Source organism: Enterobacter sp. BWH52, from assembly GCF_001037565.1.
GTDB classification, from domain to species: Bacteria; Pseudomonadota; Gammaproteobacteria; order Enterobacterales; family Enterobacteriaceae; genus Enterobacter; species Enterobacter hormaechei_C.
This window is the reverse complement of the sequence record NZ_KQ089854.1, coordinates 1,928,778-1,945,461: the sequence shown is the minus strand read 5'-3', so window position 1 is coordinate 1,945,461 and position 16,684 is coordinate 1,928,778. Positions and strand designations below refer to the sequence as shown.

Below are 16,684 nucleotides of genomic sequence, written 5' to 3'. Positions count from 1 at the left end.
CGGCTGCGCCTTACCCGACCTACGAGTATGTAGGCCGGTTAAGCGTCAGCGCCACCCGGCAATTTACAGAATTACTTCACACACGCCGAACACTGGGAAGACTGGATCTGTTTGAAGAAGTCGTTACCTTTGTCATCCACGAGGATGAACGCCGGGAAGTCTTCCACTTCAATTTTCCAGATCGCTTCCATACCCAGTTCCGGGTACTCCACGCACTCAAGGCTCTTGATACTGCCCTGCGCCAGCACCGCCGCCGGGCCACCGATGCTACCGAGGTAGAAGCCGCCGTGCTTGTGGCACGCGTCCGTCACCTGCTGGCTGCGGTTGCCTTTCGCCAGCATGATCATGCTGCCGCCGTTGGCCTGCAACTGGTCGACGTAGGAGTCCATACGGCCCGCCGTGGTTGGGCCTAACGAGCCGGAAGCATATCCATCAGGCGTTTTTGCCGGACCTGCGTAGTAGATCGGGTGATCTTTAATGTACTGCGGCAGCCCTTCGCCGTTGTCCAGGCGCTCTTTCAGCTTCGCATGGGCGATGTCGCGGCCCACGATAATCGTCCCGTTCAGGGATAGACGGGTCGAGACCGGATACTGCGAAAGCTGCGCCAGAATCTCTTTCATCGGACGATTCAGGTCCACGCGAACCGCTTCCCCCTCGCCCGCTTTACGCAGTTCTTCAGGGATGTATTTGCCCGGGTTGTTCTCCAGCTTCTCGATCCAGATGCCGTCGCGGTTGATCTTCGCTTTGATGTTACGGTCCGCTGAACAGGAAACGCCCATCCCCACCGGACAGGAAGCACCGTGGCGCGGCAGGCGGATCACGCGAATGTCATGCGCGAAGTATTTGCCGCCAAACTGCGCGCCCAGCCCCAGGTTCTGCGCTTCGGCCAGCAGTTCCTGCTCAAGCTGCACGTCGCGGAACGCCTGACCATGTTCGTTACCTTCCGTTGGCAGGCCATCGTAGTATTTGGTTGAGGCCAGCTTAACGGTTTTCAGGGTGCTTTCGGCAGACGTACCGCCAATCACAAATGCGATATGGTACGGCGGGCAGGCCGCGGTGCCGAGGGTACGCATCTTCTCGACCAGGTAGTTTTTCAGCTTGCCCGGGGTAAGCAGCGCTTTGGTTTCCTGGTAAAGATAGGTTTTGTTGGCTGAACCGCCGCCTTTGGCGATGCAGAGGAATTTGTACTCGTCACCGTCGACGCTGTAGAGGTCAATCTGCGCAGGCAGGTTAGTGCCGGTGTTCACCTCTTTGTACATATCCAGCGCCGCGTTTTGCGAATAGCGCAGGTTGTCTTCGGTGTAGGTATTGTAAACGCCGCGCGCCAGCGCCGCTTCGTCACCGCCGCCGGTCCAGACGCGCTGGCCTTTTTTACCGGTGATAATCGCCGTGCCGGTGTCCTGGCAGGTCGGCAGAATGCCTTTCGCCGCGATATCAGAGTTACGCAGGAATTGCAGGGCAACGTACTTATCGTTCTCGCTGGCTTCCGGGTCGCTCAGGATATCAGCAACCTGCTGCTGATGCGCCGGACGGAGCATAAAGGAAGCATCATGGAAGGCTTGCTGCGCCAGCAACGTCAGCCCCTGCGGGTCAACTTTGAGGATCTCCTGCCCTTCAAACTCAGAGACAGTAACGTAATCGCGGGTTAACAGATAATACTCGGTCTGATCCTGACTGAGGGGGAAAGGATCCTGATAATGGAAGGGTTTATTCGACATTGTTCTCTCACTTACTGCTTCGGTCTGTTTATTCAGGGCAGATGTTCCGCTGCCCGGCTTAAAAGCGAGTCAGCTTATCCTACACAATTTTTTAACAAAAACTGAGACTAGTACGACTTTTTACATCCGCAGGTTACTTCCATTCGGTTTATTGCTTTAATACGCGGAGTTAATTCCACATATGAATCAGGGCTTGATAATGCAAAAACTCATCAACTCAGTGCAAAACTACGCCTGGGGAAGTAAAACTGCGTTAACGGATCTCTACGGTATCGCCAACCCGGACAACCTGCCGATGGCAGAGCTGTGGATGGGCGCGCACCCGAAGAGCAGCTCAAAAATTGAAGATGCCAGCGGTCAGGTTCGCAGCCTGCGTGACGTCATCGACGCCGACAAAGCCGCACTGCTCGGCGATAAAGTGGCGAATCGGTTTGGTGAGCTGCCGTTTCTGTTCAAGGTATTGTGCGCCGACCAGCCGCTCTCCATTCAGGTTCACCCGAACAAAAAAGCCTCTGAGCTGGGCTTTGCCAAAGAAAATGCCGCCGGTATTCCGTTAGACGCCGCAGAGCGTAACTACAAAGATCCTAACCACAAGCCGGAACTGGTTTTCGCCCTCACCCCTTTTCTGGCGATGAATGCCTTCCGCGAGTTTTCCGAGATCATCTCCCTGCTGCAACCGGTCGCCGGGGCTCACAACGCGATCGCCCACTTCCTGGAAAACCCGAACGCAGAAGCCTTGAGCGAGCTGTTTGCCAGCCTGCTGAATATGCAGGGCGAGGAAAAATCACACGCGCTGGCGGTGCTGAAAGCCGCGCTGAACAGCCAGCAGGGTGAGCCATGGGACACCATTCGCGTAATTTCCGCGTTTTATCCGGACGACAGCGGTCTCTTCTCTCCGCTTCTGCTGAACGTGGTGAAGCTCAACCCGGGCGAAGCGATGTTCCTGTTCGCTGAAACCCCGCACGCCTACCTCAACGGCGTGGCACTGGAGGTGATGGCTAACTCCGATAACGTACTGCGCGCGGGCCTGACGCCAAAATACATCGACATCCCTGAGCTGGTTGCCAACGTGAAGTTTGTGGCGAAACCTGCTGCGGAGCTGCTTACTCAGCCGGTGAAAAACGGCGCAGAGCTGGACTTCCCGATTCCGGTTGACGATTTTGCCTTCTCCCTGCACGACCTCAGCGCAGACGAAACCGCCATTGCACAGGAGAGCGCCGCGATCCTGTTCTGTGTGGAAGGCGAAGCGACGTTGCACAAAGATAGCGAGCGTCTGGTGCTCAAACCGGGTGAATCCGCCTTTGTCGCAGCAAACGAGTCGCCTGTCCGGGTGAGCGGCACCGGTCGCCTGGCGCGTGTTTTTAATAAGCTTTAGGGACTTACTGAATTTTTTAACAACTCTTGCTAAGCTAGTAACAGGCGTTGTAACACCAGGCGGTTTTAACCGCCTGGTTTCATTTTAGGGATAATCGCAATGAAAAAATCGGTCGTAGCGGTAGGAGTGATTGTTGCTTTAGGCGTGATCTGGACGGGTGCTTCCTGGTATACCGGGAAACAGCTGGAAAGCCGTCTGGCAGAGATGATGACGCAGGCAAACAGCGAGATTAAGCGCAGCGCGCCTGAAGCAGGTCTGGAGCTGAGCTATCAGAACTACCAGCGTGGCGTGTTTACCAGCCATATGCAGGTGGTGGTGAAGCCGGTTGCGGGTAATCAGAACGCCTGGCTGAAACCGGGCCAGAGCGTGGTGCTGGATGAAGTGGTCAGCCACGGTCCGTTCCCGCTGGCGCAGTTGAAAAAGTTTAACCTGATCCCCTCTATGGCATCCGCCAGAACCGTACTGGTGAATAACGAGGTGACGAAGCCGATTTTCGATATGGCGAAAAATGAGTCGCCGTTTGAGATCAATACCCGCATCAGCTATGCCGGTGATACGCATTCCGACATCGACCTGAAAGCCCTGAATTACGAACAAGGCACTGATAAAGTCGCCTTCAGCGGCGGTAATTTCCAGCTTGATGCCGATCGCGACGGCAAGAATGTCTCCCTGACCGGCGATGCCGCCAGCGGCCTGGTGAATTCAGTCAATGAATATAACCAGAAGGTGCAGCTTACCTTCAACAACCTGAAAGCCAGCGGCAATAGCCGTATGACTGATTTTGATGAGCGTATCGGCGACCAGAAACTGAGCCTCGATAAGATCGCCATTGCGATCGAAGGCAAAGAGATGGCGGTGCTTGAAGGCATGGATCTGGACGGTAAGTCTGACGTGTCCAAAGACGGTAAAAGCATCAACACCCAGCTGGATTACAGCTTGAAAAGCCTGAAAGTACAGAATCAGGATCTGGGTACCGGTAAGTTGTCCCTGAAAATCGGCAACATTGACGGCCAGGCGTGGCACGAATTCAGTCAGAAATACAGTAAAGAGAGCCAGGCTCTGCTGACCGATGCCGCCCTGCAACAGAACCCACAGGCTTACCAGCAGCAGGCGATGACGGTGCTGTTTAATAACCTGCCGATCCTGCTGAAGGGCGAGCCGGTGATTACCGTTGCGCCCCTGAGCTGGAAAAACGGCAAAGGCGAAACCAACTTCAACCTGTCGCTGTTCCTGAAGGATCCGGCAGCCACGACCGGCGAGCCGCAGACCCTGGCGCAGGAAGTTGACCGCAGCGTGAAATCGCTCGACAGCAAGCTGACCATCCCGATGGATATGGCAACCGAGTTCATGACGCAGATTGCGAAACTCGAAGGGTATGGTGAAGAAGATGCAGGTAAACTGGCAAACCAACAGGTGAAAGGCCTGGCGGCGATGGGCCAGATGTTCCGCATCACGAAGGTGGAAGACAACACCATTTCCACCAGCCTGCAATATGCTAATGGCCAGGTGACGCTCAACGGCGACAAAATGCCGCTGGAAGAGTTTGTCGGTATGTTTGGTATGCCGACGCTGGGCATGCCTGAACCGGCCGAACCGGCTGCGCCGCCGGCAGTACCGCAGCAGTAAACGAAAAACCCCTCGCATGAGGGGTTTTTTATTGCCGGGTGGCGCTGACGCTTACCCGGCCTCCGCTCCTGAGCCGTTGTAGGCCCGTGCAAGCAAAGCGTTTACTTCACCGTCACTAAGCGCGCAGCCACAATCTGATGCCCGGCCTGCACGTCCGTATTTTCAATGCGCTGCATAATTCGTTCTGCCAGGGTGTACCCCATTTCACGAGCCGGCGTCGTCGCCCAGACGATGGGGAGATCGTCTAACGCATTTTCACCGACATCTGCAAACGCCCCCAGCGCCACCTGATGGCCGAAGAACGTTTCTACCCCGCCCTCACCGCTCTGGCGTCCGGCGCGGATCAAACCGAACCACGCCCCCATCGCAATAACGTCGTTATAGCAAATCACCGCGCTGATCGTCGGGCTGTTGCGAAGCAGCGTGCCGATGGCTTCCGCGGCTTTTTTCTGGCTGGATTCACACTCCACCACCCATTCGCTGTGAAACGGCAGGCCATATTTGATGAGCGTGGAGCAGTAACCGCCCACCCGCTCGGCACGCGTCAGGGACGAGCTTTTACCGCCGAGCCAGGCGATGCGCTGATGGCCGCGATGAATAAGATGCTCGGTCAGCATTTGCGCGGCCTGCATGTTATCTGGCCGAAGGGTATCGGCTTCGTCGAGATAGCTGGCGCGCGACGCAAACACCAGCGGTACGCCTTTCTGCGCCGCGCGCTCACACAATTCACTGCCCACGCCGGACGCGCCGGCCACGATCACCCCATCCACCCCTTGCGTCAGCAGCAAATCCAGCCTGGAGAGCAGTTGCTCCGGTTCGCGCCCACCGTGGAGCAGGAAAACCATTCGCCCCTGCGCTTCAAGCGCCTCGGTCAGCCCGGCGGTCAGTTCTGCATAAAACGGCGACGCGAGATCGCGAACGATCAGCCCTATCACCCCGCTTTGCCCACCGCGCAGCGCCGACGCCTGGCGATTACGCACAAAGCCCAACTGCTCAACGGCCTCGTTGACGCGCTGACCCGTTGCAGGAGAGATGCGCCCCTTCCCGCTTAATACCAGCGAAACGGTGCTGACGGAAACCCCCGCCGCCAGCGCGACATCGTTGATGGTGATCTTTTTCGCTACAGCCATGTGGTGGCGTGACTCCTTGATAATGAGATCGCTAAAACGTTTTATCAATACGTTATCTTTATACTACCAGTAAAAGCCTGAGAATGTGATTTAGCGCGCACTAAAGTTTGATAAAACGTTTTATCTTCTCGCCCCATCGAGGTCGTTAAATCTCTTTCTACCATTTAAGGAGTCGTTTTATGACGACGAAAGCAGCACAAAAAATATCGCTGTGGGAGTTTTTCCAGCAACTGGGTAAAACCTTTATGCTGCCCGTGGCGCTTCTCTCTTTTTGCGGGATTATGCTGGGGATCGGCAGCTCGTTAAGCAGTCATGACGTCATTACTCTGATCCCTTTCCTGGGAAATCCGGTACTTCAGGCGATCTTCATCTGGATGAGCAAGGTCGGATCGTTTGCCTTTAGCTTCCTGCCGGTAATGTTCTGTATCGCCATTCCTCTGGGTCTGGCGCGCGAAAACAAAGGCGTGGCGGCGTTTGCGGGCTTCGTTGGCTATGCGGTCATGAACCTTGCGGTTAACTTCTGGCTGACCGCCAAAGGGATCCTGCCGACGACCGACGCGGCGGTACTGAAAGCCAATAACATTCAGAGCGTGATTGGTATTCAGTCCATCGATACCGGGATTCTTGGAGCCGTGATCGCGGGGGTGATTATCTGGATGCTGCACGAGCGCTTCCACAACATCCGCCTGCCCGATGCGCTGGCCTTCTTCGGCGGGACCCGCTTTGTGCCAATCATTACGCTGGTTGTGATGGGTCTGTTTGGTCTGATCATCCCTCTGATTTGGCCGATTTTTGCCATGGGGATCACCGGGATTGGCCGCATTATCAACGGCGCGGGTGATTTCGGCCCGATGATTTTCGGTACGGGTGAACGTCTGCTGCTACCGTTTGGTTTACAGCACATCCTGGTTGCCCTGATCCGCTTTACGGAAGCAGGCGGCACCATGGACGTTTGCGGTCATTCCGTTAGCGGCGCGCTGACCATCTTCCAGGCCCAGCTGAGCTGCCCGACCACTCACGGCTTCTCTGAAAGTGCGACGCGTTTCCTTTCTCAGGGTAAAATGCCTGCCTTCCTCGGCGGCCTGCCGGGTGCTGCGCTGGCGATGTACCACTGTGCCCGTCCGGAAAATCGTCATAAAATTAAAGGTCTGCTGATCTCCGGCGTTATTGCCTGCGTGGTGGGCGGTACGACAGAACCTATCGAGTTCCTGTTCCTGTTCGTGGCACCGGTACTGTACCTCATCCACGCCGTACTGACGGGCCTGGGCTTTACCGTGATGGCTGTGCTCGGTGTGACCATCGGTAACACCGACGGTAACGTGATTGACTTCGTGGTATTCGGTATCCTGCACGGCCTGTCCACCAAGTGGTATCTGGTGCCGGTTGTGGCCGCCATCTGGTTCGCGGTTTACTACGGGATCTTCCGCTTCGCCATCACCCGCTTCAACCTGAAAACGCCTGGCCGCGATACCGATACGGCCACCAGCGTTGAACAGGCGGTGGCCGGTACCGTTGGGAAATCCGGATATAACACGCCGGCTATTCTGGCGGCGCTGGGCGGTGCGGATAATATTACCTCTCTGGATAACTGCATCACCCGCCTGCGTTTGTCGGTGGCGGACATGTCCAAAGTGGATACCAACGCACTTAAAGCTAACCGGGCTATTGGCGTAGTACAGTTAAATCAGCACAATTTGCAGGTCGTCATTGGCCCGCAGGTACAGTCAGTGAAGGATGAGCTGGCAACCCTGATGCGAACCGTCGAAGCCTGATGCCTCGCCCCCCCTCGTCATGAGGGGGTTTTACTTTACGGAGCACCGTCATGTTTGATTTTTCAACCGTCGTGGATCGACACGGCACCTGGTGTACCCAGTGGGATTATGTCGCTGACCGTTTTGGCGCTGCCGACCTGCTGCCCTTCACCATCTCTGATATGGATTTCGCCACCGCCCCCTGCATTACCGATGCGCTGCACCAGCGAATAAACCACGGCGTGTTTGGTTACAGTCGCTGGAAAAATGACGAATTTCTGGCCGCCGTGGCGCACTGGTTCCGGCAACGCTTTAACAGTCAGATTGATACCGAAACCGTGGTGTATGGGCCGTCGGTCATTTATATGGTCTCGGAGCTGATCCGCCTCTGGTCCTCGCCTGGCGACGGCGTGGTGGTCCATACTCCGGCTTACGATGCCTTTTATAAAGCCATCGAAGGCAACCAGCGTACCGTTGTTTCCGTGCCGATGCAGAAAACAGCGCATGGCTGGGAGGGGGATATGGCCTCGCTGGAAGCGGCGCTATCAAAACCGGAAAACACGATTCTGCTGCTGTGTAGCCCGCAAAACCCGACCGGAAAAGTCTGGACTCGGGAGGCGCTGACCACAATGGCGGCCCTGTGTGAACGTTATGACGTAGCGGTGATCAGCGACGAAATTCATATGGACATGGTATGGGGCAAGCATCGTCATACCCCGTGGAATGAGGTTGCGCACGGTAAATGGGCGCTGCTGACCTCGGGTTCCAAAAGCTTCAACATTCCGGCGCTGACGGGCGCCTGGGGGCTTATCGCCGATGACGCCAGCCGTAACGCCTATCTGAATGCATTAAAAGGTCGGGACGGACTCTCTTCCCCTTCCGTGCTGGCGCTGACCGCGCATATTGCTGCTTACCGACAGGGCGAACCCTGGCTGGACGCGCTGCGGACCTATCTCGAAGAGAATCTGCGGTATGTTGCTCGCGAATTAAACAGTGCTTTTCCGGCACTCAGCTGGCAACCACCCGAGGCAACCTATCTGGCCTGGGTCGATCTCAGCCCGCTCGGTATTGACGACAATACGCTGCAAAAGGTGCTTATTGAGCAGCAAAAAGTGGCCATCATGCCGGGATATACCTATGGAGCCGAAGGGAAAGGCTACGTTCGTCTGAACGCGGGTTGCCCCCGTAGTAAGCTTGAACAGGGCGTTCAGCGCCTCATCGCGGGCATCAACACGCTGCTGTAAATTATTTGCGCAACGGAATATTCCCTTGCGCAAATAGCTTTTTACCCCGTTTTGTTTTTATAATATGGCGCACTTTAACCAGCAAAGAGTGCGACCATGATTGATACACGCCTGCCTTTAACCGATATTCACCGCCACCTTGACGGCAACATTCGTGCCCAAACCATTCTCGATCTTGGTCGCCAGTTCAATTTAACCCTCCCTGCCGAAACGCTTGAAACCCTGATCCCCCATGTTCAGGTCACGTCGAACGAACCGGATCTGGTGAGCTTTCTGAGCAAGCTCGACTGGGGCGTGAAGATGCTGGCCTCGGTCGATGCCTGTCGCCGTGTCGCCTTTGAAAACATCGAAGATGCCGCGCGCAACGGCCTGCACTATGTCGAACTGCGTTTCTCCCCGGGCTATATGGCGATGACCCACAATCTCCCCGTAGCGGGCGTGGTTGAAGCGGTCATTGAAGGCGTGCGTGAAGGCTGCAAAACCTTTGACGTTCAGGCGCGTTTGATCGGCATTATGAGCCGTACCTTCGGTGAAGCGGCCTGTCTTCAGGAGCTGGAAGCATTACTGGCGCATCGCGACCAGATCACCGCCATCGACCTGGCCGGTGACGAGCTGGGCTTCCCGGGCAGCCTGTTCCTGTCTCATTTCAACCGCGCACGTGATGCAGGATGGCATATTACCGTTCATGCAGGCGAAGCCGCGGGGCCGGAAAGCATCTGGCAGGCCATTCGTGAACTGGGTGCGGAACGTATTGGTCACGGCGTGAAAGCCATTGAAGATCGCGCGCTGATGGATTTCCTCGCCGAACAACGTATTGGAATCGAATCCTGCCTGACCTCCAATATTCAGACCAGTACAGTGGCATCGCTGGCGCAACACCCGCTGAAAACCTTCCTTGAACACGGGGTGCTGGCTTCACTGAACACGGACGATCCGGCGGTTCAGGGCGTGGATATTATTCACGAATACAACATCGCCGCGCCGCAGGCCGGGCTGAGCCGCGAGCAGATCCGTCAGGCGCAAATCAACGGGCTGGAGATCGCCTTCCTGACGCCTGAAGAGAAACAGGCGCTGCGCGATAAAGTTGCTCAGTAGTCCTCTTTACTGCCGGGTGGCGCTGCGCTTACCCGGCCTACGAAAGCGTTTGGCACTTATGCCAGACAGAGCGTTGCGCGATGTTTGGCAGATTCGATCCCCAGCTCAATGAGCTCCATAATCTGGATTGCCTGGCTTGCGGGAACCGGATTTTCACCTGAACCGTTCAGCGCGTCACGAATGGCGGCGTAATACGCCGGATAGTTCCCCGGCAGGGTCAATACCGTCTCTTCAACCAGCGCCTCACCCTCCGCACGCGTCACCACCCCGTCGCGCATGTCGTAGCCCCAGTCCTCCTGCGGTAAGCGTTCGCCATTTTTGAGGCGCTCTTCCTGCGGATCCAGGCCGAACTTCACATAGCTGCCGCGCGCCCCATGAATGATATAGCGGGCCGATTCCGCCGCCGCAAGCATTGTCCCGTGCAGCACAATGCGCCGCTGCGGATAACTCAAAATGGCATGGAAATAGTCGGTGGTCTGCGCCCCCGGCCTGAGCTGCGCTAAATCGACCGTCATGCTTACGGGCAGACCAAACAGATGAACGGCCTGATCGAGAAGATGCGGCGCTAAGTCATACCAGATGCCGCTGCCCGGTCCCGCCTGCTCGCGCCAGCGATCTCGCACCTGCGGACGATAACGATCGAAGTGCGACTCAAAAAAGGCAATTTCGCCGAGCGTGCCTTCGTTGAGCAGCGCTTTGACCGTCAGGAAATCGCTGTCCCAGCGCCGGTTGTGAAAGACCGATAATAACCCACCCAGACTTCGCGCCAGCGCATCCAGCTCGCGCGCCTGTGACAACGTCACGGTGAAGGGCTTATCGACAACAACATGTTTGCCTGCCTCCAGCGCCGCTTTCGCCAGGGGGAAATGAGTGTCGTTAGGGGTAGGAATGACAATAAGGTCAATATTAGGATCGTTAAACAGATGCTTAGGCTCCGTTACCACCGGCACAGCTGGCCAGTCGGCGCGGACCTTAGTCTCATCGCTGCTTGTGATGGCCGCCAGTTCCATTCCCGGCGTGCCGGCAACCAGCGGTGCATGAAAGGTTTTGCTTGCGTACCCGTAGCCAATAAGACCGACGCGGATGTTTTCACTCATCGTTTGCCCCCTCGCTGTGCGCTTATTTATCACTGGCCTTGTGCTTAACGCACACATTAATAATGTGCCCTGTGAGTTAAAATAGCATCTCACGACAGCGTTTTTTGTTACCTCGCATTAAAGTGCGCATAGGGGGCCGGGGAATCGTTCCCAAAGCGCTTGCTCTGAAGAAAAGGGCGCTGTAACATTTGTAATCTGTATTTATGGATAAATTACAAACACAAATTATGACGTCAATAATTAATCGAATCATTGAATTAGCGGGATGGATTGTCCTTGGGGTTTCAGTCGTGTTGCTCGGCATTGCCAGCCATATCGATAACTACCAGCCGCCGGAGCCTGTGACTGTCGCACAACAAAAGTAAGCCGTGTCGTCATAAAGCGTGACACATTACGTCATGGAAAATATTGCCAGCCGTAATGAACGGGGTTACCCTTCTCTTTCAGGCATCTCCTGATGCCTGATTCTTCGCAAAGAAAACTCCTAATTTCGTCGCGTTACCCGAGTGGACAGTTTACGTCTTTATTAATCCGTTTATTATTCGAACGCATTACCTTTATGGGTATTACCCTTTTATATGGAAACTTATTAATATGACAGTTCAGGACTATTTATTAAAATTTCGCAAGATCAATTCCCTTGAAAGCCTGGAAAAACTGTTTGACCATCTGAACTACACGCTGTCGGATAATCAGGACATCATCAATATGTACCGCGCTGCTGACCATCGTCGCGCCGAACTGGTCTCTGGCGGTCGTCTGTTCAATGTGGGGGAAGTGCCTAAATCCGTATGGCGTTACGTTGTATAAGAAAGTAGCCTTCGGCGTGAAATGTTATATACTCTCCGCCCTGCAAATTTCTGTATAACATTTCGCGCAGACTATGGGAGAGCGTATGACCGCATTGCCTGGAGAGAGAATTGGGGGCTGGTTAATCGCCCCGCTGGCATGGCTGCTGGTGGCATTACTAAGCGCTTCACTGGCGCTGTTGCTTTACACCACCGCACTGGTTACGCCTCATGCTATCCAGACACTGATGTCCCAGAGTGCGCTCAATATTGCGACGTGGTTTGTGTCGTTCGTTTTCGCGATCGCGATGTGGTACTACACGCTGTGGCTGACTATCGCCTTCTTCAAACGCCGCAAAAGCGTGCCAAAGCATTACATTATCTGGCTGCTGGTCTCCGTGCTGCTGGCTGTCAAAGCGTTCGCTTTCTCGCCTGTGTCTGACGCGCTGGCGGTTCGCCAGTTACTGTTTCCGCTACTGGCGTCGGCGCTTCTGGTCCCTTATTTCAAGCGTTCGACGCGCGTTAAGAAGACCTTTGTCAACCCGTAATAACCTTACAGTTAACCTGTTGTGGCCTGTTGTCGTTTATCCGATAATAGGCGGCTATTTTATTTCAGGCTAAATAATGACCGATTACTTACTGCTCTTTGTCGGAACTGTGCTGGTGAATAACTTCGTACTGGTGAAGTTCCTTGGCCTGTGCCCGTTTATGGGCGTCTCCAAAAAGCTGGAGACGGCAATGGGCATGGGGCTGGCAACCACCTTCGTGATGACGATGGCCTCCATTTGCGCATGGCTGATTGATACCTGGATCCTAATCCCGCTCGACATGCTCTACCTGCGCACTTTGGCCTTTATTCTGGTCATTGCGGTCGTGGTGCAATTTACCGAAATGGTGGTGCGGAAAACCAGCCCTGCCCTGTATCGCCTGTTGGGTATTTTTCTGCCCCTCATCACTACTAACTGTGCGGTGCTGGGCGTGGCGCTACTGAATATCAACCTTGGGCATAATTTCCTGCAATCGGCGCTGTATGGTTTTTCCGCCGCGGTCGGTTTTTCTTTTGTTATGGTCCTGTTCGCCTCGATTCGCGAGCGTCTGGCCGCGGCGGATATTCCCGCGCCGTTTCGCGGTAACGCCATCGCTCTGGTGACCGCAGGTTTAATGTCTCTGGCCTTTATGGGCTTTAGTGGTCTGGTGAAGTTGTAATGAGTGCTATCTGGATTGCCATCGCGTCCATCAGCGTGCTGGGACTCGTCTTTGGCATCATTCTGGGTTACGCCTCCCGCCGGTTTGCGGTGGAGGACGATCCGGTGGTTGAAAAAATTGATGAACTTTTACCCCAGAGCCAGTGCGGGCAGTGCGGCTACCCTGGCTGCCGCCCTTACGCTGAGGCGGTGGGCGTGCAGGGAGAAAAGATCAACCGCTGCGCGCCGGGTGGCGAAGCGGTCATGCTTAAAATAGCTGCCCTGCTGAACGTCGATCCCCAGCCTGTCGACGGCGATGAACAGGCCCAGGAGCCTGTTCGTGCCCTTGCTGTTATCGACGAAGCCAACTGCATTGGCTGCACAAAATGTATTCAGGCGTGTCCTGTTGACGCCATTGTGGGCGCAACGCGCGCGATGCATACCGTTGTGGCGGATCTGTGCACCGGCTGTAATCTCTGCGTGGCGCCCTGCCCGACGCAGTGTATAGAACTACGCCCGGTTGAAACGACTACCGAAAACTGGAAGTGGGACCTTCAGACCATTCCGGTTCGCAATATTCCTGTGGAACAACATGCTTAAGTTATTTTCTGCCTTCAGAAAAGAGAAGATCTGGGATTTCGACGGCGGCATTCATCCGCCTGAGATGAAATCGCAGTCTAACGGCACGCCGCTGCGCCAGATCCCGCTGGCGACCCGTTACGTTATGCCCCTGAAACAGCATATCGGCGCGGAAGGCGAATTGTGCGTGAAAGAAGGCGATAGCGTTCTTCGCGGCCAGCCGCTGACCTTTGGTCGCGGACGGATGTTGCCGATACATGCCCCGACTTCCGGTAAGGTGGTGGCTGTTGCCCCCCATACCGTTGCCCATCCGTCGGCGTTGTCTGAGCTGAGCGTGATCATTGAAGCCGATGGTGAAGACCGCTGGATCGAGCGTGACGGCTGGAGCGACTACCGTTCCCACAGCCGTGAAGCGCTGATTGAACGCATTCATCAGTTCGGCGTGGCGGGTCTGGGGGGCGCAGGCTTCCCGACCGGCGCTAAGCTTCACGGCGGCGGCGATAAAATCGAAACGCTGATCATCAATGCCGCCGAGTGCGAACCGTACATCACCGCCGATGACCGTCTGATGCAGGACTGTGCCGCGCAGGTGGTGGAAGGTATTCGCATTCTTGCGCATATCCTGCAACCCCGCGAAGTGCTGATCGGTATTGAGGACAATAAACCGCAGGCCATTTCGATGCTGCGTGCGGTACTGGCGGACAGCCATGATATCGCCCTGCGCGTGATCCCGACCAAATATCCGTCCGGTGGGGCAAAACAGCTGACGCAGATCCTGACCGGAAAACAGGTCCCCCACGGAGGCCGTTCGTCCGACATCGGCGTGCTGATGCAAAACGTGGGGACTGCCTACGCGGTGAAACGTGCGGTGATTGACGGCGAGCCATTGACCGAGCGCGTCGTCACGCTGACCGGCGAGTCCGTCTCCCGTCCCGGCAACATCTGGGCGCGTCTGGGTACGCCGGTGCGTCATCTGCTGGAACAGGCTGGCTTCTGCCCGGGTAGCGATCAACTGGTCATTATGGGCGGCCCGCTGATGGGCTTTACCCTGCCGTGGCTTGATGTGCCGGTGATGAAGATTACCAACTGCCTGCTCGCCCCTTCCCTGACGGAGATGGGCGAAACGCAGGAAGAGAAAGGTTGCATACGCTGTAGCGCCTGTGCGGACGCATGCCCGGCAGATTTACTGCCGCAGCAGTTGTATTGGTACAGCAAAGGCCAGCTGCACGATAAAGCCCAAGCGCATAACCTGGCTGACTGTATTGAATGCGGTGCCTGCGCCTGGGTCTGCCCAAGCAATATTCCGCTGGTGCAGTATTTCCGTCAGGAGAAAGCTGAAATCTACGCCATCTCCATGGAAGAAAAACGTGCCGCTGAAGCGAAGGCCCGCTTTGAAGCGCGCCAGGCGCGACTGGAGCGCGAGAAACAAGCCCGTCAGGAACGCCATAAGCAGGCTGCCGTGCAGCCTGCGGCGAAAGATCAGGATGCCATTAACGCAGCCCTGGCCCGCGTACGCGAGAAGAAAGCCACCGCCGCCCAGACGGTTGTGATCGCTCCGGGAGAAAAACCGGACAACAGCGAAGCGATTGCAGCCCGCGAAGCGCGGAAAGCCGAAGCACGCGCGCGTCAGGCGGAGAAAGCGCAAAACGCCAAACCGGAAGCCGACATCGACCCGCGTAAAGCGGCGGTGGAAGCGGCTATTGCCAGGGCAAAAGCCCGCAAAGCCGGTCAGCAGACAGTGGTGGTTGAACAGGAAGCGACGGATCCGCGCAAGGCGGCCGTTGAAGCCGCTATCGCCCGCGCCAAAGCACGTAAAGCGGCACAGCTACAACCTGCCGAAGAGAGTGAAGCCCCTGTCGATCCGCGTAAAGCCGCCGTTGAAGCGGCCATCGCCCGTGCCAAAGCACGAAAAGCGGCACAGCAGGACGAACTGCCTGCGGCCGCTAATGACGATCCACGCAAAGCCGCAGTCGCCGCCGCGATTGCGCGCGTTCAGGCAAAGAAAGCCGCGCAGCAAGCCGTTAACGAGGATTAAATGGTTTTCAGAATTGCAAGTTCCCCTTATACCCATAACCAGCGCCAGACATCGCGTATTATGATGCTGGTGTGCCTGGCCGCGCTGCCAGGTATTGCCGTACAGTGTTGGTTTTTCGGCTGGGGTACGCTTTTCCAGTTAGTTCTGGGTTGCGCCAGTGCCGTCGCAGCGGAAGCCGCGATCCTGAAGCTGCGCAAAATGGAGGTGACTCGCATCCTGAGCGATAACTCCGCCCTGTTGACCGGCCTGTTACTGGCCATCAGCATTCCCCCGTTCGCCCCGTGGTGGATGGTGGTATTGGGAACGGTGTTTGCGGTGATCATCGCCAAGCAGCTGTACGGCGGGCTGGGCCATAACCCGTTTAACCCGGCGATGATTGGCTACGTAGTACTGCTGATCTCCTTCCCGGTACAGATGACCAGCTGGCTGCCGCCGCATGAGATCGCCGCCACGGTGCCCGGCTTTATGGATGCCCTGCACGTTATCTTTACCGGCCACACCGCGCTGGGCGCAGATATGAACGCGCTTCGCATGGGCGTGGACGGCATCAGTCAGGCCACTCCGCTCGATACCTTCAAAACCTCCCTGCGTGCCGGACAAAGCGTGGAGCAGGTGATGAAATCGTCTATTTACAGCGGCGTACTGGCAGGTGCTGGCTGGCAGTGGGTCAATCTGGCCTACCTGTTGGGTGGCGCGTTCCTGCTGCAACAGAAGGCGATCCGCTGGCATATTCCGGTGAGCTTCCTGGTGACGCTGGCCGTCTGCTCGACGCTCGGCTGGGTTATCTCACCTGAGTCACTGGCCAGCCCGCAGCTCCATCTGCTCTCCGGCGCGACCATGCTCGGGGCATTCTTTATTCTGACCGATCCGGTCACCGCCTCTACCACCAACCGTGGTCGTCTGATTTTCGGCGCGCTGGCAGGCTTGCTGGTCTGGCTTATTCGCAGCTTTGGCGGCTATCCGGACGGCGTGGCATTTGCCGTGCTGCTGGCTAACATCACCGTTCCGCTCATCGACTACTACACGCGTCCACGCGTGTACGGTCATCGCTAAGGGTCGCGC

Annotated in this window: 15 protein-coding genes; 12 read left to right on the top strand and 3 right to left on the bottom strand. The window is 56.3% G+C overall.

The annotated features are described in order from the left end of the window. Positions 1–71: 71 nt before the first annotated feature. Positions 72–1,718, bottom strand: coding sequence for a class I fumarate hydratase FumA (fumA, locus tag SK47_RS09230; protein ID WP_032609072.1), 1,647 nt, complete (start codon positions 1,716–1,718; stop codon positions 72–74). 199 nt (positions 1,719–1,917) lie between these two features. On the opposite strand from fumA, the gene manA reads away from it, so the two are divergent. Together manA and SK47_RS09220 are read left to right on the top strand one after the other, a co-directional pair. Beyond that, positions 1,918–3,093: a mannose-6-phosphate isomerase gene (manA, locus tag SK47_RS09225; protein ID WP_003857564.1), complete on the top strand. Its 1,176-nt coding sequence runs from the start codon at positions 1,918–1,920 to the stop codon at positions 3,091–3,093. A 99-nt stretch (positions 3,094–3,192) separates the two neighbouring features. Next, positions 3,193–4,719 (top strand): YdgA family protein, encoded by a 1,527-nt coding sequence (locus SK47_RS09220; RefSeq protein WP_023324553.1) that lies wholly within the window; start codon positions 3,193–3,195, stop codon positions 4,717–4,719. 101 nt (positions 4,720–4,820) lie between these two features. Here the strand turns inward: SK47_RS09220 and SK47_RS09215 are convergent, their stop codons facing one another. Further along, positions 4,821–5,849 carry a Mal regulon transcriptional regulator MalI gene (locus SK47_RS09215; protein WP_003857568.1) on the bottom strand — a complete coding sequence of 343 codons (1,029 nt, stop codon included), beginning with the start codon at positions 5,847–5,849 and terminating at the stop codon, positions 4,821–4,823. Between the two features lie 179 nt (positions 5,850–6,028). On the opposite strand from SK47_RS09215, the gene malX reads away from it, so the two are divergent. The 3 genes from malX (at position 6,029) to add (ending at position 9,939) form a co-directional block, all read left to right on the top strand. Next, positions 6,029–7,621: a maltose/glucose-specific PTS transporter subunit IIBC gene (gene malX / locus SK47_RS09210; RefSeq protein WP_023324552.1), complete on the top strand. Its 1,593-nt coding sequence runs from the start codon at positions 6,029–6,031 to the stop codon at positions 7,619–7,621. A 50-nt stretch (positions 7,622–7,671) separates the two neighbouring features. Next, positions 7,672–8,844, top strand: a complete 1,173-nt coding sequence (locus SK47_RS09205) for a MalY/PatB family protein (protein WP_048243975.1) — start codon at positions 7,672–7,674, stop codon at positions 8,842–8,844. A 96-nt stretch (positions 8,845–8,940) separates the two neighbouring features. Beyond that, entirely contained in the window at positions 8,941–9,939 is a 999-nt protein-coding gene (gene add / locus SK47_RS09200) for an adenosine deaminase (protein WP_015570661.1), read from the top strand. A 56-nt stretch (positions 9,940–9,995) separates the two neighbouring features. Here add and SK47_RS09195 read toward each other — a convergent pair whose 3' ends face one another. Continuing rightward, complete coding sequence (locus tag SK47_RS09195; protein WP_048243973.1) at positions 9,996–11,036, bottom strand: oxidoreductase; 1,041 nt, start codon at positions 11,034–11,036, stop codon at positions 9,996–9,998. Positions 11,037–11,275: 239 nt separating this feature from the next. Between SK47_RS09195 and blr the strand changes: the two genes are divergently transcribed. From blr to rsxD, 7 genes are all read left to right on the top strand, one after another. Further along, positions 11,276–11,401: a division septum protein Blr gene (blr, locus tag SK47_RS09190; RefSeq protein ID WP_151884424.1), complete on the top strand. Its 126-nt coding sequence runs from the start codon at positions 11,276–11,278 to the stop codon at positions 11,399–11,401. A gap of 229 nt (positions 11,402–11,630) precedes the next feature. Continuing rightward, positions 11,631–11,846, top strand: coding sequence for a transcription modulator YdgT (gene ydgT / locus SK47_RS09185; RefSeq protein WP_000217941.1), 216 nt, complete (start codon positions 11,631–11,633; stop codon positions 11,844–11,846). 85 nt (positions 11,847–11,931) lie between these two features. Then, positions 11,932–12,372, top strand: coding sequence for a DUF2569 domain-containing protein (locus SK47_RS09180; RefSeq protein WP_048243971.1), 441 nt, complete (start codon positions 11,932–11,934; stop codon positions 12,370–12,372). Between the two features lie 76 nt (positions 12,373–12,448). Beyond that, complete coding sequence (gene rsxA, locus SK47_RS09175; protein ID WP_003857582.1) at positions 12,449–13,030, top strand: electron transport complex subunit RsxA; 582 nt, start codon at positions 12,449–12,451, stop codon at positions 13,028–13,030. Further along, on the top strand, positions 13,030–13,608 hold the full coding sequence (gene rsxB / locus SK47_RS09170; protein WP_003857583.1) for an electron transport complex subunit RsxB: 579 nt from the start codon (positions 13,030–13,032) through the stop codon (positions 13,606–13,608). The genes rsxA and rsxB overlap by 1 nt, the downstream gene beginning before the upstream one ends. After that, a complete protein-coding gene (gene rsxC, locus SK47_RS09165; RefSeq protein ID WP_048243969.1) occupies positions 13,601–15,622 on the top strand; it encodes an electron transport complex subunit RsxC in 2,022 nt (673 codons plus the stop codon). Before rsxB ends, rsxC begins: the two co-directional genes overlap by 8 nt. Then, positions 15,623–16,675, top strand: a complete 1,053-nt coding sequence (gene rsxD, locus SK47_RS09160; protein WP_003857588.1) for an electron transport complex subunit RsxD — start codon at positions 15,623–15,625, stop codon at positions 16,673–16,675. Positions 16,676–16,684: the final 9 nt, after the last annotated feature.

Coding starts and splice junctions, on each gene's coding strand:
- SK47_RS09215 (WP_003857568.1), bottom strand. CDS start 5,849: ATGGCTGTAGCGAAAAAGATCACCATCAACGATGTCGCGCTGGCGGCG.
- rsxC (WP_048243969.1), top strand. CDS start 13,601: ATGCTTAAGTTATTTTCTGCCTTCAGAAAAGAGAAGATCTGGGATTTC.
- SK47_RS09195 (WP_048243973.1), bottom strand. CDS start 11,036: ATGAGTGAAAACATCCGCGTCGGTCTTATTGGCTACGGGTACGCAAGC.
- malX (WP_023324552.1), top strand. CDS start 6,029: ATGACGACGAAAGCAGCACAAAAAATATCGCTGTGGGAGTTTTTCCAG.
- rsxD (WP_003857588.1), top strand. CDS start 15,623: ATGGTTTTCAGAATTGCAAGTTCCCCTTATACCCATAACCAGCGCCAG.
- add (WP_015570661.1), top strand. CDS start 8,941: ATGATTGATACACGCCTGCCTTTAACCGATATTCACCGCCACCTTGAC.
- fumA (WP_032609072.1), bottom strand. CDS start 1,718: ATGTCGAATAAACCCTTCCATTATCAGGATCCTTTCCCCCTCAGTCAG.
- rsxB (WP_003857583.1), top strand. CDS start 13,030: ATGAGTGCTATCTGGATTGCCATCGCGTCCATCAGCGTGCTGGGACTC.
- rsxA (WP_003857582.1), top strand. CDS start 12,449: ATGACCGATTACTTACTGCTCTTTGTCGGAACTGTGCTGGTGAATAAC.
- SK47_RS09205 (WP_048243975.1), top strand. CDS start 7,672: ATGTTTGATTTTTCAACCGTCGTGGATCGACACGGCACCTGGTGTACC.
- ydgT (WP_000217941.1), top strand. CDS start 11,631: ATGACAGTTCAGGACTATTTATTAAAATTTCGCAAGATCAATTCCCTT.
- SK47_RS09180 (WP_048243971.1), top strand. CDS start 11,932: ATGACCGCATTGCCTGGAGAGAGAATTGGGGGCTGGTTAATCGCCCCG.
- manA (WP_003857564.1), top strand. CDS start 1,918: ATGCAAAAACTCATCAACTCAGTGCAAAACTACGCCTGGGGAAGTAAA.
- SK47_RS09220 (WP_023324553.1), top strand. CDS start 3,193: ATGAAAAAATCGGTCGTAGCGGTAGGAGTGATTGTTGCTTTAGGCGTG.